The organism is Nostoc sp., assembly GCF_036919575.1.
In the GTDB taxonomy this organism is placed as follows: Bacteria; Cyanobacteriota; Cyanobacteriia; order Cyanobacteriales; family Nostocaceae; genus Nostoc.
Window position 1 is genome coordinate 66560 of sequence record NZ_JBALBY010000067.1, and the last position, 25576, is coordinate 92135.

Below are 25576 nucleotides of genomic sequence, written 5' to 3' on the forward strand. Positions count from 1 at the left end.
TTAGATCGCGTTTTTAACCTGACTCACGAGAAAAATTAGCCACAATATCTCGGATTTCATTTAGATCAATATCTTCTCGGTCAGACTTGGAATAAATCGTTAGTAGTAAAATACTTGTAGGTGACTCAACTTGATAAATTAATCGATATCCAGCACTCTTACCTTTTTGGATACTACTGTTACGAACTCTCACCTTGTAAATAATATACTGTTCACCAATGCCCGCAATGCGTAGGCGTAGCCCGCCCTAGGCATCGCCGACAACATTTCCTTGTTGTAATTGCTCGATAGTCGGTTGAACATCAGAGCGAATATTGCGAAATCTCTTTGATAGTCTGTAAAGTTCTTGCTCAAATTCATCGGAAAATCGAATTGAAACCGCACTATCACTCTGCATCAATCCTGTCCCATAGCTCACTAATTGGTCTAGTTTGACCAGCTTTTGCTTGCTGCAAGGCTCTCCTTAAGCTGGCTTTAATCTCCTCAACGGGTGTATCATCAGGGTCAACCTCTTCTGCTTCTGCTGGTTCTGGAACTAACACAATTACCCGAACCTGATGAGAATAAGTAGTTCCCTGAATCGGCTCATCTAAAACTAGGTTTCCCTGAGAGTCAATCCTGCCGGTAACTTCGATCGCTTTCATTTGTTCTCTACCTGATTTTGTAGGAGATCCTAACACGCTCAAATCCAAGCAGGATCAGGAAACTGAAGTTCATATCGCGTTTTCAAGCTGACTCACTAGAAAAATCAGCTAAAATATCTCGGATTTCATTTACATCAATATAAACGGCGTTTTTATACCCCCACCAAATCTACGATTTGGTGGGGATATTAAACCATCGGATGCAGAAATTTACATCTGCGATCGCTATGGTTTTATAATCCAGATGAGCCATTTTCTATCAGCCTAACCAATTAATTTCTGCCAACTAGCAGGCCCGAAAATGCCATCAGCATCTAAACCATTTTGCTTTTGAAAGTTCTTAATTGCAACCTCTGTTTGAGGCCCGTAGACACCATCAGGCTCAATACCTACACGATATTGTAAGTATCTGACAACTGCACCACCAGCATGGTTTGGTCTGATAATTCGTTTTGCCAAAATTAGATTTATGGCATTCCATGTACCATCATCAGCAATTCCAGTGGACTGAACCCCGACAATAGTCTGAAATTTTTCTACAGCAGATTTGGTGTTATCCCCGGTGAAGCCATCTTCTATTAACGCCTTACCATTTTTATCGGTTATTTTGAGTCGATTTAAGGATTTTTGCAGTCTGAGAATAGTGGTATCTACATTCTCCTCTTCATCTGGTACGGGTTTAACAGGAACACTTGGCACTTTACCAGTTAAGCCTTTGACGATCGCATTAGCTATTGCTTCAGGATTATAAAGATTCATATCTTTTTGTGAATCGATAAAGCAACCTTCTACCAGAATCGCCGGCATATCTGTATGTTTCAGAACATACAAATGGGAACCACTCTTAACGCCGCGATTAAAAAATCCTAACTTGACGATTTCATCTAGTACAGGTTTAGCGATTTTTGTTCCCGTATCGCTAGTTGCATATACTTCTGTGCCGTTAGCTTGTCCATTAAAGCAGTTAAAATGAATCGAGACGTAAATATCTACTTTACTTGAATTAGCTGTAGAACATCTTTTTGAAAGCGATTCAGTTACTGTACGAGCACTACTTGGTCTACATACTACGACTTCGTTTCCCAAAGCTCTTAACTTGGCTATAACTCTATTACCTACATCTAGAGTTAAATTATCCTCAAATTTAATCCCGTTGGCTCCTGTGTCTGGTGGACAATTATGCCCGCTATCAATTCCAAATTTCATGATTTTATCCTCAAGTTACTTGTTTTTACACTAGTTAAAATCTCTTACAATTATAGATACAAAATTTTGCTAATAAATCTTTTGAAATACTTGTTGGGAATGTCCACATTATTTTAAGCATGACTACGCTGGTAGACAAAATTAGTTTTTGGGTGAACCTGAACAGCAACTATTCTGTGGTAAAATCCACTAATTAAAAGGTATATTGCTACCAAAAACACAACCATTATAATTTATCAAAATCGGGAATAACCCGTTAAACAAGTCGGAAGTCGGAAGTCGGAAGTCGGAAGTACAGTAATGTATAGGGGATAAAGACTCATTGCCACAAAACTTGCGGCTTTTTTTGTCGCCGGGGACTTAAACCCACCGAATGAAAGTTAATTTTTGCAATAAATTGAAATGCAGCAATTACCTCGATTATTTAGATAATAACGCTGATAAATGTACTTAGTACACTGTGGCGGAAGTTTACCGACCTTTAACCAGTTGCTCAAGCAATTGTCTGGTTAATTGAGATGGTAGCTGAATTTACGTCCTACCTCAAGGAACTACTGACCAAAATCTGTGGGTAGATATTTAACAATCAATCTGTGAGCCAGTTTAAAATTTAAGTAAAGAAATATTTCGTAGCTTACAGGCATGAAACGCATCGTCTTGGTTGCTGGGTTTGAATCGTTCAACGCTGACTTGTATAGAAAAGCAGCTTTTTTGGCTAACTCTCGCTGTCTGGAGTTGGATATTCGGGTATTTAGCGATCGCGATCTTACCAGCATTCGCACTGAGGTAGAAGCAGCACTTCATGAAGCGGATGTATTTTTCGGTAGCCTACTATTTGATTATGACCAGGTTGTGTGGTTGCGCGATCGCATTGCCCAAATTCCCATCCGTCTAGTGTTTGAGTCAGCCTTAGAATTGATGAGTTTAACGAAGCTGGGTGACTTTGCCATTGGCGACAACCCCAAAGGAATGCCCAAACCAGTTAAATTCATCCTTGACAAATTTAGCAACGGCCGAGAAGAAGACAAACTCGCTGGTTACATCAGCTTCTTAAAAATCGGCCCCAAACTACTGAAATACGTACCAGTGCAAAAAGTCCAAGACTTACGCAACTGGTTAATTATCTATGGTTACTGGAATGCTGGCGGTTCAGAAAACGTCGCTTCATTATTCTGGACACTAGCAGAAAAATACTTGGGTTTAAAAGTCGGCGACATTCCCCCGCTAGTCGAAACCCCCAACATTGGATTACTCCACCCCGACTATCCAGGGTTTTTTGAATCGCCCCGCGAGTATTTAGAATGGTATAAAACCTCTTGTAGAGACGCGATTCATCGCGTCTCCCCTAATCGCGTCTCCCCTAATCGCGTCTCCCCTAATCGCGTCTCCCCTAATCGCGTCCCCCCAGTTATCGGAATTCTCCTCTACCGAAAACACGTCATCACCAAACAACCCTACATTCCCCAACTAATTCGCAGTTTTGAAAAAGCTGGGTTAACTCCTTTACCCATTTTTATCAACGGCGTAGAAGGACATGTGGCGGTACGAGATTGGATGACAACCGACTATGAAATTCAGCAACGCCAACTAGATAATATAGAGACTCCCTCACTTTCTAGTGAAGCAGTAAAAGTGGATGCGATCGTTTCGACAATTGGCTTTCCTCTGGTGGGTGGCCCGGCTGGTTCAATGGAAGCTGGGCGTCAGGTGGAAGTTGCAAAGCGCATCCTCACTGCCAAGAATGTACCTTATATTGTTGCTGCACCACTATTAATTCAAGATATTTACTCGTGGACGCGCCAAGGTGTCGGCGGATTGCAAAGTGTCGTGTTGTATGCATTACCAGAATTGGATGGGGCTATTGATACTATTCCCCTCGGTGGTTTGGTGGGCGAAAATATTTATCTGGTTCCCGAACGGGTACAAAGATTAATTGGTAGGGTGAAAAGTTGGGTAGCTTTGCGGCAAAAACCTGCTTCGGAACGCAAGATTGCGATCGTTTTATATGGGTTTCCTCCTGGTTATGGTGCTGTGGGGACAGCTGCATTATTAAATGTGCCGCGTAGTTTGCTGAAGTTTCTCCACGCACTCAAAGAACAAGGTTACACCGTCGGGGATTTGCCGGAAGATGGCGAAGAATTGATTCGCCGAGTGAAAGAGGCAGATGAAGCTAATTCTCTTGTGGGGCAGTCGTCTCGCCTGCCCGTAGACAATGGCGGGCAAGATGCCCACCCCACAAGTACTGTAAATGTCCGCACATTAGAAAAATGGTTGGGATATCTGCAAACCTCCCGCATCGAAAAACAATGGAAATCTCTCACGGGCACTGGAATTAAAACCTATGGCGATGAATTCCAAATTGGTGGTGTGCAATTAGGAAATGTGTGGATAGGTGTACAACCACCTTTGGGGATACAAGGCGACCCGATGCGCTTAATGTTTGAACGAGATTTAACGCCTCATCCTCAATATGCTGCTTATTATAAATGGCTGCAAAATGAGTTTCAAGCTGATGCTTTAGTTCACTTTGGAATGCATGGAACGGTGGAATGGTTGCCCGGTTCTCCTTTGGGTAATACGGGTTATTCTTGGTCGGATATTCTGTTAGGAAATTTGCCTAATCTATATATATATGCGGCGAATAATCCTTCGGAATCGATGTTGGCAAAACGTCGCGGTTATGGTGTGTTAATTTCTCATAATGTACCGCCTTATGGTCGTGCAGGTTTATATAAGGAATTGGTAGCATTGCGAGATTTGATTTCGGAGTATCGTGAAGATCCACAAAAGAATTATGTCTTGAAGGAAGGGATTTGTAAAAAAATTGTGGACTCTGGGTTGGATGCAGATTGTCCGTTTATAGAGGCGAAGAAGTTGGGGATTGCGTTTACTCCCGAAAATGTGCGGATGTTTAGTAATCGTGCTTTTGATGATTATTTGGTGGAGTTGTATGGATATTTGCAAGTTTTAGAAAATCGGTTGTTTTCTTCTGGGTTGCATACTTTGGGGTCAGCACCGAATGAGGAGGAATTGGGGTCGTATTTGGAGGCTTATTTTGGAGACGAACCGCAGAGGCGCGGAGAACACAGAGAGGAGAGAGAAGAGGAGGAAGGACTAATAAGGGATTTGTTGATGCAATCTACGGATGAGTTAACAAATTTGTTAAGGGGGTTGAATGGGGAGTATATTCCGCCTGCGCCTGGTGGGGATTTGTTGCGGGATGGTGCTGGTGTTTTGCCGACTGGGAGGAATATTCATGCTTTAGACCCTTATCGGATGCCTTCACCTGCGGCATACCAACGGGGACGAGAAATTGCTCAAAAAATTATCGCCCAGCATTTGGATGAATATGGGAAATATCCTGAAACGGTGGCGGTGATGCTTTGGGGATTAGATGCGATTAAAACTAAGGGCGAATCTTTGGGGATTCTTTTGGAATTGGTGGGGGCTGAACCTGTTAAGGAAGGAACTGGTAGAGTTGTTCGTTATGAATTGAAACCGTTGGCGGAGGTTGGACATCCCCGCATTGATGTGTTGGGTAATTTGTCTGGGATTTTCCGGGATAGTTTTGTAAATATTATCGAATTATTGGATGATTTATTTCAACGGGCGGCTGATGCTGATGAATCGGAAGATCAGAATTTTATTAGAAGACACGCTTTAGCTTTAAAAGCCCAAGGTGTAGAAAATGTATCGGCGAGATTGTTTTCTAATCCGGCGGGTGATTTTGGTTCTTTGGTGAATGATAGTGTAGTTGATGGGAATTGGGAATCTGGCGAGGAGTTAGGCAATACTTGGCAAAGTCGCAATGTTTTTAGCTACGGGAGAGAAGATAAAGGTCAAGCTAGACCGGAAGTGTTGAATACACTGTTAAAAACTAGCGATCGCATTGTTCAAGAAATCGATTCGGTAGAATATGGTTTAACTGATATTCAAGAATATTACGCTAATACCGGCGGTTTGAAAAGGGCAGCAGAAAAACAAGGCGGTAAGAAGGTTTCAACCAGCTTTGTGGAAAGTTTCTCCAAAGATACTACACCCCGCAATTTAGATGATTTGCTGCGAATGGAGTATCGCACTAAGTTGGTAAATCCCAAATGGGCGCAAGCGATGGCGAATCAAGGTTCTGGCGGTGCCTTTGAAATTTCCCAACGGATGACGGCGTTGATTGGTTGGGGTGGTACTGCCGATTTTACTGATGATTGGGTTTACGATCAAGCGGCTGATACTTATGCTTTAGATGCAGAGATGGCGGATAAATTACGTAAGGCAAATCCTGAAGCTTTTCGCAATATTTTAGGCAGAATGTTGGAGGCACATGGGCGGGGTTTCTGGGAAGCTGATGGTGAGAAGTTAGATAAGTTGCGCCAGTTATATGAGTTGACAGATGAGGAATTAGAGGGCGTTACAGTTTAGGAAATCAGATGTTATAAAAATAACAGGATCATCTTTGTAGCTAATTATGAATAATACATCTGCTTCTCTACCATCAGAATATATACTTAGGACTGGTAGAGATAAAGATATATGGGAAATTATTAAAATATATTATTTTGAATCAATAAATAATATATTTTTTCATTTAACATTATTTTTTTGTATAGTATTAATTGGACTTTACTTATTAATTACTGATAATATTACAAAATCAATTCTATTAATTATGGCTAGTGGATGTTTAGCAATAATTATACCTATAATTATTTTACTCAGTTTACATATTGTATCAATTAAACAGGAATCAAAAACATCACAGATGTTAGTAATTGAATATAGACGAAAAGTTGTTGCTTTCTCGATTTTTACGCATCTTCAAAACTATTCAGAAATTAATAAATTACATGTAAAGTCTAATCATCGCCATAAAGGTTTAGGTTCCTATCTAGTACGAACAATAATACAGAAAGTTAATAATCAACCAATTTATCTGGTTGCTGCTCCCAAGGCGCTTCATTTTTATATTCGTCTGAGATTTGTACCAATACCTAGACATAGATTACCAAAAATCTATAGTAGAGCTTCTCGCCAAGGGCTTATTGTTCTAGGATTTATATCTTAGTAAGTTATAAAGCTGACTTTTGTGTTCTAAGCTAGAAAATTATATGGAAAACTCTTTTACTGCTGTATTTGAAAAGATCGATGATTGGTATATCGGCTACGTCCAGGAGTTACCCGGTGCTAATGTCCAAGAGAGAACGCTGGAAGAAGCTAGAAAAAGTCTACGGGAAGCGATAGAGTTAATTCTAATATCAAATCGGGAACTCGCAGAGCAATAACTCTCCGGTAAAGATGTCGTCCGTGAACAGATTACTGTCAAATTCTTGCCTACCCTACAGCGATTTTATATATAATTCAACCCATCTACTTATTATGAATTACGAATTACACATACCAATACTAGGGTTCCAGTCTGAGAGGATGTTTGAAAAGTCCTCTTGTTGGTAGCAAAACGTTTTAGATCCCCCTAAATCCCCCGATAAATTGGGGGACTTTAATTCCGGTTCCCCGCTTTTTAAGGGGGGTTAGGGGGGATCAACAAGTGCATAAAATCACAGTTAACTACTTTTCAAACAACCTCTGATCAGTTTAGAATATACCAAATACCATCATTACTTTGGGATAAAATATGAATAGATGCTATCCCATTGCCGTCGAAATCCTAAACTAAGGGAAAAGTTCAAATTAATTTTTTGGAGACTGCGCCTGCGTTAAGCAATTTCTCAATGTTTCGGCTAACACCTGTACGTTGGGTTCCTTAAGTAGGTCAAGGTGAGAACCGGGAAGATAATGGATATCTAATCCTCCAACCACTACGTCGCCCCAGCCGAATTGAGGATCGTATTGTATGCCTATAGCTTCGCCGCGATTTTGATCCTCTGTCCGCAAGAGAGTACCTCGACCAAGATAAGGTGAAAAGATATATTCACTGATGGCTTGAGTGTTAGTATCTATAATTTTTAAGTGCTTGTCAGTTTCAGGTAAATGAATTACCCCTTCTAAGTAACGTTTATATCTATTTTGGAGATGCTGCTTACGCCAATAGCTCCATTCTTCAGACTTTTGCCAAAGGTAGGTAGGCCCTTCTTGAATAATATTATTTAAATGCAAAAAAACTCGCTTCAGAAATGACGCCCGCCAGCTATAACCTGGACGACAACTATCAACTATAGCTAGAATACCAACTTCTTCGCCTTGCTCTTGGAGTTGCCGAGCCATCTCAAAAGCAACTATACCCCCAAAAGAATAACCTCCCAGAAAATAAGGGCCATCGGGCTGAAGGGTCTGAATTTCTTGAATGTAGTGAGTTGCCATGTCTTCAATCCGCGTATGGAAGGGGTGTTTTCCATCTAACCCTTGTGGCTGTAGTCCGTAGAATGGTTGGTCTGACCCCAGATGCAGTGCCAATTCACGAAAACACAAGACTTCTCCACCCAGTCCGTGAATACAGAAAAAAGGTGGCTTGGAACCGTTGGGTTGAATTTCTACCAGGGATGACCAGCTTGATTTGGATTTGTCTAAGGTATTTACTAAACTTAAGTTTCTTGATATGTCTTTTTCTTGGGAGATTATTTTGGCTAGAGCCTCTACAGTACCCGACTGGAAGAGAATCGCCAGAGGCAGATTTTTATTAAATATCTTCTCAATTTGCCAAAATAGTTTTACCGCTAATATGGAGTCTCCTCCAAGCTCAAAGAAGTTGTCCCTGACACCGATAGGCTGGACACCTAAAATTTCTGACCAAATTTTGGTCAGCTGAAATTCTAATTGATCGCGGGGAGCTACATAGGTGTTTTCGGAATCAAGCCTTGTTGACTCTGGTGCTGGTAAAGCGCGGCGGTCGATTTTGCCGTTGGGGGTTAGGGGTAGAGTGTCTAGTAAAACGAAAGCACTAGGCACCATATATTCTGGCAGTTTCTGTTTGAGGAAGTGGCGCAGTTCGTCTGTGGTTGGTGTCTGTTCTGGATGAGGAACGATGTAGGCGACTAATCGCTGGTTTTCGGGATGATCAACTCTAGCTGTGACAACAGTTTGCTGTATGGTCGGGTGTTGTGCTAGTAAAGTTTCGATTTCTCCAAGTTCGATGCGGAAACCTCGAATTTTTACTTGATGATCGATTCTACCGATGTATTCAATGTTGCCATCGCCAAGATATCGGGCTAAGTCTCCAGTTTTGTAAAGTTTTTCGCCTTCGTTAAAGGGATGGGAAATAAATCGCTCGGCTGTTAAGTCTGGACGGTTAAGATAGCCTCTAGCAACTCCGATACCACCAATATAAAGTTCGCCGATCGCACCCAAGGGAACTGGTTGTAAATGGGAGTCGAGGATATAAAGTTGAGTGTTAGCGATCGCTCTGCCAATCGGTACACTTTTTAAGTTACTCTCTCTTTGACACTGCCAAAATGTGACATCAATTGCTGCTTCGGTAGGGCCATAGAGGTTATGTAGTTCACATCCCATCGAGTCAAAAAACCGCTCCTGGAGGTCAACTGGTAAGGCTTCTCCACTACAAAACACCCGTTTGAGAGCGCCGCAACGTTCTAGCCCTTTAGTTTGGAGAAATATCTGCAACATGGAGGGGACAAAATGCAGTGTTGTAATTTCCTCTTGGGCAATGGTGTTGATTAAGTAAGTTGCATCTCGTTGTCCGCCTGGTTGAGCCATCACTAAACGCGCCCCTGTCAAGAGAGGCCAGAAAAACTCCCAAACGGAAACGTCGAAACTAAAAGGCGTTTTTTGCAGAACCCGATCAGTTCCAGTTAGTTTATAAGCGTCTTGCATCCACAGTAAGCGATTGCAAATTCCTCGATGGCTGTTCATCGCGCCCTTTGGTTTGCCGGTGGAACCAGAGGTGTAAATTACATAAGCTAGATCCACAGGCTTAACCCTTGAATTGGGATTGCCATCGCTTTGTTGTGAGATTGTTTCCCAGTCGGTATCTAAACAAATTTTTTGGGTACTTGTAGGCAGATGCTCAACTAAACTCTTTTGGGTTAACAGCACTGGCGCTTGACAATCTTCTAGCATATATGCTAGACGCTCTTGGGGATATTCGGGATCAAGAGGGACATAAGCGCCGCCAGCCTTGAGAATCCCTAACAATCCCACAACCATTTCTAAGGAACGATCAACACAAATGGCTACGAGTACATCTGGCTGGACTCCACAAGTTTGCAAGTGGTGTGCTAGCTGATTGGCGCGACAATTTAGCTGATGATATGTCAGGTGCTTGTCTGCAAATTTTACAGCGATCGCATCTGGTGTTTTCTCTACCTGCGCTTCAAATAACTGGTGCAGACATTGAGATAAATCGTAGTCAGTTTGGGTATTATTCCACTCTACTAGTAGCTGATGCTGTTCGGGTGGTGTTAACAGAGGTAAATCTGAAATATGCTGTTCTGGGTTGGCGACGATCCCTTCAAGTAAAGTTTGGAAATGCCCTAGCATTCTAGCGATCGTTGTCGAATCAAATAAGTCTGTGTTGTATTCAATTCCACCTTTGATCCCCGATGAAGTTTCTTCCAGGTCAAGGGTAAGATCGAACTTTGCAGCACCGCTATGGACTTCTAAAGGAGTAATGGTCAATCCCGGAAGTTCCCAGAGTTCCCTTGGGGTATTGTGGAAGGCAAACATTACCTGAAATAGCGGTGAGTGGCTCAGATTTCGTTCTGGCTGTAGTTCTTCTACTAGCTTCTCAAAGGGTAAGTCTTGGTGGGCATAAGCTGACAAAACTACTTCCTGCACCCGACCTAACAATTCCCGAAAAGTTGGATTTTCTGAAAGGTTAGTTCGCATTACTAAATTATTGGCGAATAATCCAATCAGCCCCTTAACTTCAAGTTGGTTACGGTTAGCCATTGCAGAACCAACAATAATATCTTCTTGGCCCGTATAGCGGTAGAGCAACGTCTTGAATGCTGCCAACAAAGTCACAAACAAGGTAACTCCTGACTGCTGACTCAAAGACTTAAGTGATACACTTAAGTTATTGGGCAAATTCAGAGATTGTCTTGCACCTCGATATGTTTGCACTGGTGGGCGGGGACGGTCAGTCGGCAACTCCAGTATAGGTAACTTCCCTCCTAGTTGCTGCTTCCAATAGGCAAGCTGAGATTCCAACACTTCACTAAGCAAACACTCACGCTGCCAAATAGCAAAATCAGCATACTGACTGGGTAGTTCAACCAACGGTGATGGTAAGCCATTGGAAAAAGCTTCATATAAAGTCGCAAGTTCCTGCAAAAGTACGCCCAACGACCAGTCATCGCCAACAATCTCGTGTATCGTTAGCAGCAAGATATGCTCAATTTCACTCAATTCCTGCAAGACTGCACGCAGTAACGGCCCACTGGCTAAGTCAAAAGATTGCTGCACTGACTCAGTTATCAGCCGTTGACTCTCTTGTTGACGCTCAGTTTCAAAAAGCTCTCTCAGAGAAACAATTGCCAGAGTCCACTTCAAGTCTGAGGCAATGACCTGTAATGATTGCCCATCTACAGCAGTAAAAGTCGTTCGCAAAGCCTCATGACGCCGCACAATTTCAGCCAAACTCTGATCCAGCGCCCTGACGTCAAGCAAACCCTTCAGATGAATAGCTACAGATATATTGTAAGTATGATTCCCAGGATTTAACTGGTCGAGAAGCCACAGGCGCTGTTGAGCAAAAGACAAGGCGGTAGAGTCTGACTCTTGTCTTATAAGATTTGTTAGCAAAGAGGTAAAATCCATACCGAAATCTCTAAATAGATAATTAGGTGAAAATAGTGATTGTTTATACCGTTTTCCTAATGCTATTGACATGAAGATTACAGCTTTATGAGTCAGGTTAAATAACTCAAAAGGCTATTTAAGAGGATGTTTGAAAAGTCCTCTTCTTGGTAGCAAAACGTTCTAGATCCCCCTAAATCCCCTGATAAATTGGGGGACTTTGATTCCGGTTCCCCCCAATTTATCGGGGGGTTAGGGGGGATCTAGAAGTGCCTAAAATCACAACTAAATACTTTTCAAACACCCTCTAAGAGGATGTTTCAAACCTTTTCCTAATGCTATTGACATGAAGATTACAGCTTTATGAGTCAGATTAAAAAACTCAAAAGGCTATTTAAGAGGATGTTTCAAACCTCCCGAAAGATATTATAGTTTTACCCTTCAGAGCTTAGGTTCAAATGAAGGTTTAAAGCATATGCTGGGATGCTTCGCAGTACTCATCATTAGAGCAAAAAGCTCTTTTAAAACATCTTTTGAATTTGTTTATTTACTTAAGGACACTTGAATCTACCAGTTTTTTATGACAAAGCTATTACCAAGCAATGTCAAAACTGTGACTTATTCAGTTGTAAACTTTCTGTCCTATGCCCCTCATAAGTGCTGAGTTCCCAGAAATAAAAAACTCCATCCACTCAAGGGAATTGAGTTTTTGGGCATGGGGAAGAAGTTACCTGTTTGGCCTATGCCCCTCAAGTCTGTAGAGAGGTTGTTAGCAAAGCAGCACAAACTCAGTAAATCGCAAAGTTTTTTCAAAGGCGATCGCTAAAGATGCAGAGATGGCGGATAAACTACGTAAGGTCTTTTAGCTCCGTTAACGAGTCTTTTAGCTCCGTTAACGAGGCTTTGATATCATGTCCGGTTGATTAGGGACTGACAAATAAAAAAATATCCAACTACTTATTGTGGGGTGGGTGTCTCACCCGCCCATAGCTAAAGGCGGGCAAGATGCCCACCCCACAAGATTGGATAATTTATTTGTTGGAAATCCCTTAGTGAGTCTTTTTTTATTAAAAATAGATAGAGCGATCGCCTCAAATTTGCGATCGCCATAATATCATCTGCGGTTAAACACAAGTCAATTGCGATCGGAGCGTGGCAATAAACCCTGACGATTGCTTAACTCCACTCGTTGCGATCGCAATGACATATTACAAGAATAAGTCACACATCGCCTAACTATAGCCCTGCAAACCACTCATAGCCCTGATCTTCCCAATAGCCTTTAATCGGTAACAAATTACTGACGAATGTAATTTGAGTTACCCACTTGCTTTGCTTGTATCCCAGTTTAATTGGAGATGCTAGGCGGATGGGCGCACCATTATCAGCCGATAAAGGTTGTCCATTCTTTTGATAAGCCATGAGAGTTTGGGGATGTACAGCAGAGGCAAGATCCCAGCTTTCATAGTAGCCATCAGCAGATTTAAAGTAGACATAGCGGACGTTTGACTTCGGCTGTACCAGCGCTACTAAGTCTCGCAATCGCACGCCTCCCCATTGAACGATCGCAGCCCAGCCTTCAACACAGACATGGCGAATTACCATTGAAGTCAAGGGAAGTTTTTGAATATCTGCGATGCTCAATTGCATGGCGTTACTAACCTCACCATCAATCTTCAGGCGAAACTGCGCCGGATCAATTTGCGGGGTGAAGTCAAAGGTATTAATTAACAATTTATCTACTTCTATGGCACTGACAGGAAATTCCGGTATAGGTTTTTGAGTTAGCAAGAGTGCTTGAAGACGTTGGTTTAGTGGCTCAGATATTTGCCGCACGTTATCTGAGAACAAATTTGTCCCACAGCCACCTAAAAGAAAGCCCACCCCTGAAAGTCCAGATACTTGCAGTAATCGGCGACGAGATAAAGTGCGTTTGGGAAGAATCAGACTCATAAGAACCTCTACAGGAACATAGATTTAATTAGACGGATGCTTCCTACCTTCAGGGCAAGTAAGGAATGAGCAATTGTAAACAGTATGACAGTAGGAACGGTGATAAAGTGAACAGTGCGTAGAGTTTGCCAACTACCAAACAGCCCGGAAATCCAATGCAGTTGAGCCGGTTTGTACATCGCCAGACCACTCAAGATTGCTAGCAGCAGCACTGGAATGATCGCAGTATAAACTAGCCGATGCCATGCGTAGTTCTTGCGCTTGGGGTTCTGGCTGACTTGCAATGCTTTTAAGTCACCGCGATCGGCAAATCGACGCTGCCAACGACGAGTTACAAAGATATAGATTCCATACCAAAGTAAGTTCAGCGAAAACAGCCACATAGTAGCAAAATGCCAATTTCTGCCACCCGCCAACCAACCTCCTAGCAACAGAAAGTCAGGAAAATGCCAACCTGCACGTCCTCCAAATACCGGATTAGCATTGTAGATTTGCAGTCCGCTACCGATCATCAAGATGAGACTGATGATATTAATCCAATGAAAAGTCTTTGATAGAAAAGTCTGACTTGGTGTTGAGCGGACTTTGCGTTTTGATGTAGTCATACCAATTTTGGATTTTGGATTTTGGATTTTGGATTTTTATATTGTTCCCAGTTAGAGTTTGGATTGGGTCTTCTAATCCCAAATCTAAAATTGGCGCGTCTCACAGAGATTGAGCGGGAAAGAACGGAGCCAGCCAAAGTTGTATCTGGACATCCCAACCGAGAAGAATAGCAATTGCTGTGGAGACGATCGCTATGCCACCGATTCGCTGCAACATTGCACTATGGGAGCGAAGATTGAGAATTCGTTGGCTGAGTAATCGCCCACCATAGGCGATCGCTAATAGAGGCAAACCGGCTCCGATTCCATAAGCAACCAGTAGCCAAAATGCACCTGCGACTTGATGATTAACTGCTGCTAATACTAAAATTCCCCCCAAAACCGGCCCAGCACAGGGAGTCCACAACAGCCCCAACTGAGTCCCTAGCCAAAACTCTCCCATGAGTCCGATTCGTGGACTATTTTTAGCCCACTTGCCAACTGGAATATAAGTAAATATTCGGTAACTCCAGGTGGGGAAAATTGCCAGTAATCCCAAAAATAAAAGCAGTGCGATCGCACCATTCCGTAATAAATTAGCCAAGCCTGTAAACCAGCTTGCTGTTACACCTAGTAAACTACCTGCCAGTGCAAAACCAGCGATTAATCCCCCTAACAGTGCTACTGGCCCGTAAGTATGCGATTGGAGCGATCGGCCCAATAGCACAGGCAAAATCGGTAAAACACACGGTGAAAGCACATTCAGAACTCCACCCAATAAAGCCAGACTGATTGATAAAGTAGAAGTCGTCACACAATTTTGGATTTTGGATTTTAGATTTTAGATTTTAGATTGACCTATGCCTTAAAACATTGGCTCTGGTTAGAGATTTGGGATTTTTCCATAGTTAAAATAGAGAGGGTTGCTGAAACCTTTTTAGATTTCAGAGTTTTGAATCTTTTAATCCAAAATCCAAAATCCAAAATCTAAAATTCCCTCATAATTCTTCTACCCCAATAGCTGGCGGATAGTTTGCTCTATTTTTTCATATTCTCCTTCACCAATATGGTCATATTGTAAGAAGCCCTGACGGTCAGCCAAAAACAGATGAGGCCAATACTGATTGTCGTAAGCGTTCCAAGTTTTATACTCGTTATCAACCGGAACTGGATAAGTAATTTTGTGTTGTTGTAATGCCTTTTTTATGTTGTTTGCATCTCGCTCAAAGCCAAACTCTGGTGTGTGGATGCCAATTACCTTGAGTCCTTGCGACTCATACTGCCGATGCCATCTAGTGATGTAGGGCAGAGTACGCTGGCAGTTAATACAAGCAAAAGTCCAAAACTGGATTAGAACAACACTGCCTTTGAGGTCAGCGATCGACAAAGGTGTAGAATTAAGCCACTGATTGATACCCTGAAACTCTGGCAAACTCTTGCCTACTGGAGGTTTCACTGCAATAGTTTCCGAGCCTTGCGTATTGTTACTATTTGCAGAAGAGATAGAAGGGGCATTCACTTTTCTGAAGTTGGGAAAAGCTGTTGTGGCTGTACCGATTCCGACAACTCCTAACCCAAGGTAAAAAAGTAACTGACGTCGGCGGAGCAGGTTATGATTCATCAGAATTTCTCCTGTTGAGGTCAAAGCGCCAAAGTATAGGGATTGGAATCAGGTTTTTCGTGGAACCAGTCCCTAGTACTCAGTACAACAGGACTTACGCAAACAATAGCCGAAAAGAGTGATTTTCTTCTTAGGGCAATTCATGAATTGCCCCAGAGGGCGTGTGGTTTTGCGTAAGTCCTATACAACAAAAGTGAGATGCAAAGCTAGTTGTGGCTAGGGCTTGCTGGAAGCGGGCGATTTCATTGCATCGCCAGCTTTGTCTTTACCCATAGCATCTTTACCCATAGCACCGCCCGCTTTATCTTTGCCCATAGCACCGCCCGCTTTATCTTTGCCCATAGCACCGCCCGCTTTGTCTTTACTCATAGCATCGCCCGCTTTGTCTTTACTCATAGCAGGAGTGGCTTCAGGAGCAACTTGATTGTTGGTTTCAGGAGTGCCAGAGCAAGCAGTGAGACTGGTAGTTAAAATCAGACCAGCAATTAAAGAAAGTGTTTTCCAGTTCATAGTCTTCTTTCGTCCTTGGGATAGTTCTTTTTGTATTGATTGATTCAGAGGAAACTAAGCTACAGGCAGATTAATCAAGGCTGTTGGGGTAAACGAAGATGGCAACTTGGTAGAAGACACCATCAAACTTTTACTACTGCGTAGCTTGCCGCCCGAGGCATCGCATCTACGTTGCAATGAAATAACGCCTTTGGTTCTAACACAACTTTGAATAATAGTAGTAAAGGCGATTCTATAGGACTGGTATTTGATTTTTGAAAAAAATCAGTACACCCCAAAAATCTTCCCCACTCCCCACTCCCCACTCCCCACTCCCTACTCCCTGTCTACGCAAATAATTATGGCTACGCCACGCTGCGCGAACAGAAATCAAAGCAGACTGCTATATTACTCCTGATGTTTGAGTTATCCCGAATAACCAAACTATCTCTGTTAGGACTGAAGCCTATCTGAAACTAAGTCATGATTTTCATAAATTTATCCCTTGATAAATTTTAGGTGATTCTCAGCATTTTCTCAGGCAATTATGGTAGTTTATAGATACCGCCTAATTTAAGTATTCTCTCAGCCAAACCTCATTCTGAAGTGAATGAACGCAACTTAGCATAATGAGGGATGCCTTGCTAACCCTGCCAATAAATAAGCCACTAACCTCTCCTAAACCTACGCTGTAGTAAACCAGGCTGATGAAAGATACATTCTGGTTTTGGGAACACTAGATTTACCACTAGAGCATCGATTCAGTAATCAAAAACCTCCTTCCCTATTAGCGTTGGGGGAGCTAAACTCCCCTCTCCGAAACGGAGAGGGGTTGGGGGAGAGGTTCTTCTAGGATTACTGAATTGGTGTTCTCGACTTAACAGGAAGGAATTGATGTCTAAAGGCGAATGGAATAACATCTCGAAAAATACAGTTCCCCTGCAATTACCCATAACATTTTTAAAGCCAGTGAAGCGTAATACAATTACCCATGAATTTGACTCTGGTTGGCAAGCAGAAATACTACCTCCACGGGAAAGTGACGACCATTTATCAGAAGCGTCCAAGCTACTACGCCAAGGAATTCAACAGCAGCAAGCTGGTGAATTAATCGTGGCGATGAAGTCTTTACAACAATCCTTGGGGCTGTTTCAGGCAGTTGGGGATTTGCAAAAACAAGCACAGGTACTTTCTTTTTTAGGATTAGTAACTTACAGCGCTGGAGACTACAAAGGTACTATCTCCTACTCCCAACAGTGTCTGTCTTTGAGCGAAGACACCTCAGATTTAGCAGTGCAAATGCAAGCACTTTCCCATTTAGGCAATGCTTACCGTCATCTGAATGACCATAAAAAGGCAGTTGAGTTTCTAGAAAAATGTTTGAAAATAACGCAGCGACTACAAGACAAACGCAGTCAAGTGGCAGCACTGAATAATTTGGGATTGGTGTATAAAGCTTTAGGCAACTTTACACAGGCAATTGAGTATCAGCAGCAAAGCCTAGAAATTGTCCGGGAACTCAAAGATAATTGGGGCGAGGAACAGGTACTCAAGAATTTGGGTAATGCTTGGTATGCTTTGGACAATTACCCAAAAGCGATCGCCTATTATGAGCAGTGTGTAATAATATCACGCTCCTTAAAAAATGTTCGCAGTGCTTCTCAGGTGCTAAAAAATCTCGGAAATGCTTGTTATGCCTTAGGTGATTATGCTAAAGCCATTAAATATTATGAAGAGCGGTTGCAATTAGCCAAAGAAACTCAAGACAAGCGTGGCGAGGAACAGTCTTTAGGTAGTTTAGGAGTTGCTTGTGAAGCTTTCGGTGACTATAGCAAAGCAATTACATATTATGAAGAACGTTTGCTGTTAGCTAGGAATATCAAAGACCGTCGCAGTGAAGAACAAGCTCTTGCCAGTCTGAAAGTCGCTTGCTACGCTTTGGGTGATTATGCCAAAGCTATGCAATACCAGCAGGGAACATCTCCAAATAGTTAAAAAGCAAGACGGGGAAACAATTCCAGAACTAGCCCTTTCAAGGTGACTCATGAAGAGTGCTGAGTTCCCTTAGCAGATAGCTAAGGTTTAGCCCGTGCTGGGTGCTGAGTTAAAAGACCGCCTACAAGAGGCATTGCTTTTACCCTATTCCCTAGTCAGATTTTCTTTATCGATACAGAATAAAGGCGTCAGTGGTCAGAATTCATGTTAGGTATTTTAACCGAAAAAGCGGATGAATAGACTCTTTTTAGACCCCCACCAAATCGTAGATTTGGTGGTCAACTTTCGTAGTGGTGGGTCGAAATCCCCAACTGATAGCGAGTCTTCTCCAGGACTTACGCACCGTCGCTTGTGCCAGTTGCGTAAGTCCTGAGAGAAACTTAATCGATGCACTCATCGAATTTTTCAAAAAAAATAATATAGCTACAATAGCTGTAGTGGTTGATTCGCCAAAAAAAAAAGTAAGTATCTTTTAAAAGCATTGACAAATGCTCAAAATTATGCTAGAGCGTCATAGCAAAAAGGCTCGATTAAGAATTATATCGAGCCTTTTTGCTATGGTTGAAACAGATATTAATAATACAAAAGTTTTTACTAAATTGAATAAAAAAAATCTAATCAATAAAACCAGCGTATACATACGGTGGAATAAACGCTTTGGCGTTGTAACTGAGTAGTGGAGAAATTGCCATTAGATTTATCCATAAAGATTTGAGCTTAAAAGCTCATGATGAAACGTTATTTAATTTAGATAAATACCAACGTTTCATCACAAAATAGCCAATTTATTCAAATTATTGTGTTAAAGTGTCGGTAGATATATACAAATACCAACTTTTTGTCTGATAGGTGAAAAGATAGAAGCTAAACCAAACGGTGGATCAGAGTATGACCAAAATGCAGCAAGTATTGGAACTAGCTCATAATGTAGGTGCGATCCGTGCCAAAGATGCAGAAGCAAAAGGAATTCATCGAGACTATCTCAAACGTCTTGAGCAACAAGGACTTCTCATTCGTTCTGCCCGTGGTATTTATACTTCCACGCTTGCAGAAATTACAGAGAGTCATAGTCTGGTTGAGGCTGTCAAACGGGTTCCTCATGGTGTAATCTGTCTGCTTTCTGCCCTTAGCTTTTATGAACTGACAACTCAAGCCCCCTTTGAGATATGGCTAGCGATACCTCAAAAAGCTCGTGCGCCTAAAGAAGATATTCTTCCTCTGCGGATTGTTTATATGTCGGGTAAAGCTCTAGAATCCGGGATTGAAGAGCATGAAATTGAAGGAGTGCGTGTTCCGGTTTATTGTCCTGCCAAAACTGTTGTAGATTGTTTTAAATTTCGCAACAAAATTGGTCTTGATGTTGCTTTGGAAGCACTGCGAGAGTGTTTGAGAGAAAGGCGCTGCACCATAGATCAAATTTGGCATTATGCTAAGATTTGCCGAATGCAGAACGTGATGCGCCCCTATCTCGAATCACTTGGATGAGTAAAAAACAGCTTCAGAATATACCGGATCTGTTAAACTAAGTCGTCTTAGCGACGTGAACAGGCTCTGATGAGTTTGGCGATCACAGTTCTTCTGAAAAAGAAAAAGCGGACGTATTTAACAATTGACAACTATTTGTAATAACTAGGCTGTGGCTAATCTGTGTAGAGAAGTTTATCGGGACGATTAACAATTCAAAATTCAAAATTATTCGCACAGGTCAATTCCCCTCATTGTCTTTTGTTGGTGGAGATATACCAGAACTTCTAATGTATCTACTTGGGGAAATTGGGCGTAAAAATTGCTCACACTCCAAAATGGTTCCGGTGTTTTCAAGACAATTATGCGATCGCCCCACTGTTCTAACCAGGGTAGCAATTTTCGTGGCGCTACTGGAGTACATAGCCAAACTGCTGCTGGAGAAAGCATTTTCAGAGCAGTTGCCGCTACCGCTATTGTCATACCTGTAGCAATGCCATCATCAACTAAGATCAGCGTGGCATCCTTTGCATTCACCTGCGGACAAGCCGAAATTAATTGAGCCTCAAGAGACTTAGCTTGGTTTATCGCTTTATTTAAAGCCACTTCCCGCCTCCCCAGATCATTTTTAAGGCGAAATAGCTTTTGATCACTCCAAAGAACATTCCCGGAAGTAGTGACTGCACCAATTGCTAACTCTGGGTTTTCTGGATGGCTAATCTTTTTCGCCACAATAATTGTCAACGGACAATCCAAAAGACGTGCTATTGGTGCCGCTACTGGTACACCCCCTCTTGGCAAAGCATAAACAATTGGTACAGGCTTTACCCCAGAATCAATAGTTTGCTGAGTCAAAACATCATGAATCACTCGCGCCAACTCCTCACCCGCATGGGTGCGATCGGCGAAAAGTGGGGTATGTGACATGGTTTCCCCCAGCATCTTAGGACAGCACTGCTTTTATGATGACTGAATTTTGTCTGAAATTAACTGATACAATCAGATTTGTATAAATAATAAGTATTCAGCAAAAGTCTATTTATTCTGATAAATCTCCAGCTAGAGCGGTATTTAACTCAGATAAGACAGCTGGTGCTAATGTCAAAATCCTGATTTTCATGAGCAGCGAAACCCAACTCAGCCTCTTCGACGACTCAACCTTTAACCAACGAGAACTGATTCCTACAGACGCGAAAATTGCGATCGCTCCGGGAACTTATCCCAGCATAACGGAGTTGACACAGGATTGCGATCGCTGTCACCGTTGTCCATTGGGAGACACTCGGACTCATGCTGTTGTCGGACGTGGCAATCTCAAAGCCCCAATTATGGTTATAGGGGAAGCGCCTGGTCAAAATGAAGATGAAACGGGTTTACCATTTGTCGGCAGATCAGGGCAGTTGTTGGAAAAAATTTTGGCATCTGTAAATCTGACTACTGAGCAGGATGTATACATTGCCAATATTAATAAATGTCGCCCACCAGATAATAGAGTTCCCACTCCTGTAGAAGTGGCGGCTTGTCTACCCTACTTACTAGAACAAATTCGCCTAGTTGACCCCAAAATAATTCTGTTAACAGGTGCAACTGCTGTCAAAAGTATCACTGGCGATAAGCGGGGGATTACGAAAATTCGCGGACAGTGGTTGGAGTGGGAAGGGCGTTTATGTATGCCAATTTTTCATCCTTCCTACTTGCTGCGTAACCCTTCTAAGGAACAAGGTGCGCCGAAATGGTTGATGTGGCAGGATATCCGGGCAGTGCGTGCCAAGTTAGACGAAATCCAAAATAACAGCTAATTTGGTAAACTTGCTCAAAATATCTAGCCATGCATTGAGTTCGTCGAAACAATAGTGTTTTAGCTCCATTGATATGTATGTGGAAGTTTTATCAGCTTCAATAGACGACAAACCACTCATCCAGCAGATGATGGAGCTTTACCAATATGACTTTTCAGAGTTTGAAAACAAGCATCTTAATGAGCATGGTTACTTTGGCTATCCATACCTAGATTACTACTGGGTTGAAAGCGATCGCTACCCTTTCATTGTGCGGGTTGGGGGAAAGCTTGCCGGATTCGTTTTGGTGAATCAGTACACTTACATTCCAGGCAGTCAGTATTCAATCGCAGAGTTCTTTATCTTACGAAGGTACAGACAACAAGGAATTGGTAAAAATGTCGCCTTTCAAATCTTTGATCGATTCTGCGGGAAATGGGAGATCCATCAGTTGACAACAAATGTAGTTGCTCGAAAATTCTGGCGTCGTGTGATTGGAGAGTACACAGCCGGAAAATTTACAGAAACGGTAATGGAGATTGACGATTGGCGAGGAACGGTACACTGTTTTGACAATACTGATAGCGTGCAGTAGTAAATCTTAAGTAGGGTGCAGGCTAAAGCCTAACGCAGGGCGATATTATCGGTGATCGGTGTTTAGGGTTAAGGTAGCGTGAGGTTGTCGGTGAAGCGGTTGGCTAACATTTTGCACGAATATTTGAAAATTGGTATAACCAGGGTATAACCCAAAGTGTAGTGACCACAACAAAGGTAGCAATGAAAACTGCAATTTCGCTTCCAGATTCAGTTTTTGAAGAGGCAGAAGCACTGGCTAGAGAATTAGGGGTATCTCGTAGTGAACTTTACACAAAAGCTTTGAAAGCATATTTGCGGAAGTACAACCGGAATCAAATGTTGAACCAACTGAATACAGTTTATGCTGAAGAGTCTTCTGAACTAGATCCAGTATTGGCAAAGTTACAATTTATGTCCTTGCCCTGTGAGGATTGGTAGTGTATCGCGGAGAAATTTGGTGGGCAAATTTACCTGATCCACTCGCTTCGGAACCTGGGTATCGTCGTCCTATTTTGATTGTTCAAGATGATATTTTTACTCAAAGTCGGATCAGCACCGTAATCGTCGTAATCATTACCTCTAACACTCAGTTAGCACAAGCACCAGGCAATGTTTTGTTACCGCGTGAAGCTACAGGTTTACCCAGAGATTCTGTCGCTAATGTGTCTCAAATTTTTACTGTTGACAAAACGTTTTTAGTAGAGCGCGTTGGCTCATTACCAGAACATTTACAAGAAGAAATAGACGAAGGACTGCGAACAATTTTGTACCTCTAAGTGAGGTCATAAGGATTAATCTCTCGAAAATCAATTCCTCTCTAATATCTTATCTCTGTGTTCTCTGTGCCTCTGCGGTTCAATAAATTACTTATTAACTACTCCAAACGCAAAGAAACCAGAGATATAGGAATGATATTTGATTTCTGAAAAAATATCGGTAGTCTTGTAGTGGACTCTCTTGCCTAAAATGTTGCAAAAAAAATTGCTTTGTTGGGTGGAGGCAAAGCGTAACCCAACATCCTGATATATGTTGGGTTACGCTCCGCTCCACCCAACCTACGTCTACGTCTAATGCACTATTTTAGCCTAGACAGCCACTACGTGCATTTCAAAAATCAAATACTAGTCTTATAGAAAGATTTTACAATTACTTAGGAGTTTTAGCAGTTTTTTTGATACCTTGCCAGCTTTCTCGCAATCGCTTCAAGTTAGGCGTGTGACCACCATAACGCCAACTAACATAGGCTTGGCTAATCTCATCTATTACCTCAGCAGTTGCTGGGGCATGATGCTCGTATGAGACTCTGGCATACTCTAAGGGTGTTTGGGCTGGATGTTTGCCTAAACCTTTTTGGGTTGTCCATTGCAGCATTTGTTGATAAAGGCTTTCCATTGCTGGCAATTTCTTTAACCATCGACGGTTGCGCCACTCTCGCCACTGTCCCCAACCCAGCCAACCAAAGAAAGCTGCTGTGGTTGCCAAGATTAAGCCAGTCAATACGCCAAACCAACCTTGAGAGAATAAAGCTAAAAACCAAGCGATCGCTCTAATCACCCAACTCAATATTGTCCCAAATACATTATTCAACAAACCTGTCACCGGAGACGGCAACCATCCAGCAACCCACTGCCACAACTGGCGCAACACACTAAAAGTCTGAGTATCTTCAACAGATGGCGGAATCAGGGGATGATTGGGAATGGGGTCAAAGGTAAACCAACCAGATTTAGGAAAATACACTTCCGTCATCGCATAAGCGTCAGTATTACGGACAACATACAGCCCTGTAAATGGATTAAATTCTCCGGCACTAAACCCCGCCACTAACCGCGCTGGGATGCCAATGGAACGCAACATCACCGTGAGAACTGTCGAGAAGTGGTCTGGATAGCCTCCTTTTTGCTTAAACAAAAAAGTTTCTACCAAGTCTTCTTTTTCACTTAAATAAGGCAATTCTAAGGGATTTTGGGGAACAGAGTAGTGTTGCTTTAGGTATTGAGCTAAGTAAAGAGCCTTTTCATAGGGTGAATCCAGGCTTTTAGAAAACTTGGTGACTCCATCTTGATTGTAGCTAGCGAGGATTTCTTCGGTGCGTTGCCGGACTTTTTCGGCAATTTCGGGAGGAATTTGCAGATAATACTTTTTAATATGTTTTGGATAATTAGTAGAAGCTTTACCTAACAAAGTGCGATCGCGGTATGGTACTGCGGAAATTACTGTGTAGGTAAGACCTTCTGATAATTCCACAGGCGATCGCAATCCGTCTTCTTGATCAACAGCGATCAGTGGTGTCGGAAAGTAAACCTCCTTCGGATAAGTCATCGCTGGAATTAGGTTAGGCAAATCCGACACCACTGTATAAGTTTGTACTACATCTTGGCTTTTACCAACGATCGCAGATGGGTAAAGAAAAATTTGGTAAGACCAAGGCGATCGCCTAACAGTCGTAACATCTTCATTGCGGGAAACTTCCCATCCCTTACCTGTATAACGGTCAAATCCTAGCACTCGCCAAAAACCCTCAACTTGCGATCGCACCCGCATTACAACCTTGGGTTTCATCTCGCCCCGCAGATTTTGGTTAATTTGGCTATTAAAACCGTAATAAAAGTCATTATCTACTTTACCTGGTTCACCAGTTTGATTTTGTCCCGTACCACCGCTACCACTGCCTTGATTATTACCTTTACCTTGGTGGACATAACCGGGATTAATGATACTACGTCCTGTAAAATTACCTTTTACTTGAATAGCAGAACTTACAGGAAACGTTCGTAATTGATAGCCAGGGAATCTGGGTAAAATAGCAAAAATTGCCAGCCCCAGACCGACAATTAGCAAAAAATTCAGAATTAAAAATTTAAAATTAAGAGTTGAATAATTCTTCTGATGGGATTTTTCCTTTTCAGTTTTTAATGGCTGCAAACCTAAGCGGGAGCGATAATCTAATACTAAAGTCGGTAGAGCGATCGCTAAAAATAACAGCAGCACAGGTGCAAATGCTAAAGTCTGACTTAGGGTTCCCGCCACACCTAATAAAATCAGTCCGATAACAATCGAATAGCCCAAATCTTTGCGGCGGGGGGTATCAAAGCTGTGTAACACCTGTAGTTGAATCAATAACTCTGACAAACTCAACCGCGTATCATTCAACTCCCCCACTAATCGCCCAAAGAAAGCACCCAGTGCTACTAACATTCCGATGGCGATGCAGAACTTAACTGCAACATTAGCATCGCGGCGACGATAATAACTCCAAATCGCACCAACCGCACTCAGGGGGAACGCCCAAAAACTGAATGAAGTCTCGGCGGCGATATCCGTCGCCACAATTCCCAAAATAACCAACGCTAGCACCAGCACCCGCAAGGAAATTGAATCTTCCACTTCTATTAAAGGCCACCTCTGCGGATTTCGCCGCCAGAGATTACCTACAGAGGGAGGCCAAAACCGATTCATCCTGGATAAGTTAAACATTTGAGTCTAAGCGAAGCAATAATGTAGATGCAACAGACACAATCCGGGCGACGTAATTGCCTACCCTACTACTGTGTCAAAAAA

The 25576-nt window shown here is 42.3% G+C and carries 20 protein-coding genes and 2 pseudogenes; 10 read left to right on the forward strand and 12 right to left on the reverse strand.

Annotated features, from left to right (window positions below; genetic code table 11):
- Positions 1-13: 13 nt before the first annotated feature.
- The 3 genes and pseudogenes from V7K27_RS36515 to V7K27_RS18140 form a co-directional block, all read right to left on the reverse strand.
- Positions 14-397: pseudogene (locus V7K27_RS36515) on the reverse strand (type II toxin-antitoxin system RelE/ParE family toxin).
- Positions 387-644, reverse strand: coding sequence for a type II toxin-antitoxin system RelN family antitoxin (locus V7K27_RS18135; RefSeq protein ID WP_334949524.1), 258 nt, complete (start codon positions 642-644; stop codon positions 387-389). Before V7K27_RS18135 ends, V7K27_RS36515 begins: the two are co-directional and overlap by 11 nt.
- A 264-nt stretch (positions 645-908) precedes the next feature.
- Positions 909-1850: an N-acetylmuramoyl-L-alanine amidase gene (locus tag V7K27_RS18140; protein ID WP_334949480.1), complete on the reverse strand. Its 942-nt coding sequence runs from the start codon at positions 1848-1850 to the stop codon at positions 909-911.
- Between the two features lie 642 nt (positions 1851-2492).
- Here V7K27_RS18140 and bchH point away from each other — a divergent pair.
- From bchH to V7K27_RS18155, 3 genes are read left to right on the forward strand one after another with little or no spacing between them, the layout of a single operon-like run.
- On the forward strand, positions 2493-6266 hold the full coding sequence (bchH, locus tag V7K27_RS18145) for a magnesium chelatase subunit H (RefSeq protein WP_334949481.1): 3774 nt from the start codon (positions 2493-2495) through the stop codon (positions 6264-6266).
- A 46-nt stretch (positions 6267-6312) separates the two neighbouring features.
- The gene (locus V7K27_RS18150; RefSeq protein WP_334949482.1) at positions 6313-6909 is read left to right on the forward strand and encodes a GNAT family N-acetyltransferase; all 597 of its coding nucleotides are present in this window, start codon (positions 6313-6315) and stop codon (positions 6907-6909) included.
- A gap of 43 nt (positions 6910-6952) precedes the next feature.
- Complete coding sequence (locus V7K27_RS18155; RefSeq protein ID WP_334949483.1) at positions 6953-7126, forward strand: type II toxin-antitoxin system HicB family antitoxin; 174 nt, start codon at positions 6953-6955, stop codon at positions 7124-7126.
- A gap of 406 nt (positions 7127-7532) precedes the next feature.
- Here V7K27_RS18155 and V7K27_RS18160 read toward each other — a convergent pair.
- Positions 7533-11558 (reverse strand): annotated as a pseudogene (locus tag V7K27_RS18160) (non-ribosomal peptide synthetase); the annotation flags it as partial.
- A 959-nt stretch (positions 11559-12517) separates the two neighbouring features.
- On the opposite strand from V7K27_RS18160, the gene V7K27_RS18165 reads away from it, so the two are divergent.
- Positions 12518-12667: a hypothetical protein gene (locus V7K27_RS18165; protein ID WP_334949484.1), complete on the forward strand. Its 150-nt coding sequence runs from the start codon at positions 12518-12520 to the stop codon at positions 12665-12667.
- A gap of 124 nt (positions 12668-12791) precedes the next feature.
- Here the strand turns inward: V7K27_RS18165 and V7K27_RS18170 are convergent, their stop codons facing one another.
- From V7K27_RS18170 to V7K27_RS18190, 5 genes are all read right to left on the reverse strand, one after another.
- Positions 12792-13508 carry a molybdopterin-dependent oxidoreductase gene (locus V7K27_RS18170; RefSeq protein WP_334949485.1) on the reverse strand — a complete coding sequence of 239 codons (717 nt, stop codon included), beginning with the start codon at positions 13506-13508 and terminating at the stop codon, positions 12792-12794.
- Positions 13509-13516: 8 nt separating this feature from the next.
- The gene (locus V7K27_RS18175) at positions 13517-14113 is read right to left on the reverse strand and encodes a cytochrome b/b6 domain-containing protein (protein ID WP_334949486.1); all 597 of its coding nucleotides are present in this window, start codon (positions 14111-14113) and stop codon (positions 13517-13519) included.
- 100 nt (positions 14114-14213) lie between these two features.
- A complete protein-coding gene (locus V7K27_RS18180) occupies positions 14214-14906 on the reverse strand; it encodes a cytochrome c biogenesis CcdA family protein (RefSeq protein WP_334949487.1) in 693 nt (230 codons plus the stop codon).
- A 195-nt stretch (positions 14907-15101) separates the two neighbouring features.
- Positions 15102-15713, reverse strand: coding sequence for a thioredoxin family protein (locus V7K27_RS18185; protein ID WP_334949488.1), 612 nt, complete (start codon positions 15711-15713; stop codon positions 15102-15104).
- Between the two features lie 216 nt (positions 15714-15929).
- Complete coding sequence (locus tag V7K27_RS18190; protein ID WP_334949489.1) at positions 15930-16223, reverse strand: hypothetical protein; 294 nt, start codon at positions 16221-16223, stop codon at positions 15930-15932.
- Between the two features lie 873 nt (positions 16224-17096).
- On the opposite strand from V7K27_RS18190, the gene V7K27_RS18195 reads away from it, so the two are divergent.
- Positions 17097-18197 (forward strand): tetratricopeptide repeat protein, encoded by a 1101-nt coding sequence (locus V7K27_RS18195; RefSeq protein ID WP_334949490.1) that lies wholly within the window; start codon positions 17097-17099, stop codon positions 18195-18197.
- A gap of 247 nt (positions 18198-18444) precedes the next feature.
- Here the strand turns inward: V7K27_RS18195 and V7K27_RS18200 are convergent, their stop codons facing one another.
- A complete protein-coding gene (locus tag V7K27_RS18200) occupies positions 18445-18594 on the reverse strand; it encodes a hypothetical protein (protein ID WP_334949491.1) in 150 nt (49 codons plus the stop codon).
- A 491-nt stretch (positions 18595-19085) separates the two neighbouring features.
- Here V7K27_RS18200 and V7K27_RS18205 point away from each other — a divergent pair, with 491 nt between their 5' ends.
- Positions 19086-19682, forward strand: a complete 597-nt coding sequence (locus V7K27_RS18205) for a type IV toxin-antitoxin system AbiEi family antitoxin domain-containing protein (RefSeq protein ID WP_334949492.1) — start codon at positions 19086-19088, stop codon at positions 19680-19682.
- A 207-nt stretch (positions 19683-19889) separates the two neighbouring features.
- Here the strand turns inward: V7K27_RS18205 and V7K27_RS18210 are convergent, their stop codons facing one another.
- A complete protein-coding gene (locus tag V7K27_RS18210) occupies positions 19890-20588 on the reverse strand; it encodes a phosphoribosyltransferase (RefSeq protein WP_334949493.1) in 699 nt (232 codons plus the stop codon).
- 191 nt (positions 20589-20779) lie between these two features.
- On the opposite strand from V7K27_RS18210, the gene V7K27_RS18215 reads away from it, so the two are divergent.
- From V7K27_RS18215 to V7K27_RS18230, 4 genes are all read left to right on the forward strand, one after another.
- Entirely contained in the window at positions 20780-21460 is a 681-nt protein-coding gene (locus V7K27_RS18215; protein WP_334949494.1) for a uracil-DNA glycosylase, read from the forward strand.
- A gap of 73 nt (positions 21461-21533) precedes the next feature.
- Positions 21534-22034, forward strand: coding sequence for a GNAT family N-acetyltransferase (locus V7K27_RS18220; protein WP_334949495.1), 501 nt, complete (start codon positions 21534-21536; stop codon positions 22032-22034).
- Between the two features lie 182 nt (positions 22035-22216).
- A complete protein-coding gene (locus V7K27_RS18225; protein WP_334949496.1) occupies positions 22217-22453 on the forward strand; it encodes a CopG family ribbon-helix-helix protein in 237 nt (78 codons plus the stop codon).
- Positions 22453-22791: a type II toxin-antitoxin system PemK/MazF family toxin gene (locus V7K27_RS18230; protein ID WP_334949497.1), complete on the forward strand. Its 339-nt coding sequence runs from the start codon at positions 22453-22455 to the stop codon at positions 22789-22791. The genes V7K27_RS18225 and V7K27_RS18230 overlap by 1 nt, the downstream gene beginning before the upstream one ends.
- A gap of 370 nt (positions 22792-23161) precedes the next feature.
- On the opposite strand, the gene V7K27_RS18235 is transcribed toward V7K27_RS18230, so the two are convergent.
- Positions 23162-25492, reverse strand: a complete 2331-nt coding sequence (locus V7K27_RS18235) for a transglutaminase TgpA family protein (protein ID WP_334949498.1) — start codon at positions 25490-25492, stop codon at positions 23162-23164.
- Between the last annotated feature and the right edge of the window lie 84 nt (positions 25493-25576).